The organism is Burkholderia sp. Ap-955, from assembly GCF_011753045.1.
Classification (GTDB): Bacteria; Pseudomonadota; Gammaproteobacteria; order Burkholderiales; family Burkholderiaceae; genus Burkholderia; species Burkholderia lata_D.
Map to the genome: position 1 here is coordinate 1 of NZ_VWWH01000224.1, position 898 is coordinate 898.

Below are 898 nucleotides of genomic sequence, written 5' to 3' on the forward strand. Positions count from 1 at the left end.
TGCTGTCGATCCAGATCTACCAGGGCGATCTCGCGCGCGCCGATTCGGCGTTCTTCCTCAAGTACTTCCTGTCGAGCCAGTCGGCCATCCTGTGGATGAGCGCGCTGTTCGTGCTCGCGACGATCTTCTACTGGATCGGCTTGCTCGCGCGCTCGGAGTCGGGTTCCGCGATCGGCCAGAAGCTCACGTGGGTCGCCGTGCTGATGGGCTTCACCGGCCTGATGGCGCGCTGGTACGAGTCCTACCTGATCGGGGCGGACGTCGGGCACATTCCGGTGTCGAACCTGTATGAAGTGTTCGTCCTGTTCAGCCTGATCACCGCGCTGCTCTATCTGTATTACGAAGGCCACTACGGCACGCGCGCGCTCGGCGCGTTCGTGCTGCTGGTGATCAGCGCGGCTGTCGGCTTCCTGATGTGGTACTCGGTCGCGCGCGACGCGCAGCAGATCCAGCCGCTCGTGCCGGCGCTGCAGAGCTGGTGGATGAAGATCCACGTGCCGGCGAACTTCATCGGCTATGGCAGTTTCGCGCTGTCGGCGATGGTGTCGGTCGCGTACCTGATGAAGGAGCGCGGCGTGCTCGCCGATCGCCTGCCGACGCTCGACGTGCTCGATGACGTGATGTACAAGTCGATCGCGGTCGGTTTCGCGTTCTTCACGATCGCGACGATCCTCGGCGCGCTGTGGGCCGCCGAAGCCTGGGGCGGCTACTGGAGCTGGGACCCGAAGGAAACCTGGGCGCTGATCGTGTGGCTCAACTACGCGGCGTGGCTGCACATGCGCCTGATGAAGGGGCTGCGCGGCACGGTGGCCGCATGGTGGGCGCTCACGGGCCTGCTCGTGACGACCTTCGCGTTCCTCGGCGTCAACATGTTCCTGTCCGGGCTGCACAGCTACGG

Annotated in this window: 1 protein-coding gene; it reads left to right on the forward strand. The window is 64.9% G+C overall.

Annotation, left to right across the window (positions count from 1 at the left end):
• Positions 1 to 898 (forward strand): c-type cytochrome biogenesis protein CcsB (gene ccsB, locus F3J15_RS37460; protein WP_166897852.1); only part of this gene is annotated, 898 nt, incomplete at both ends.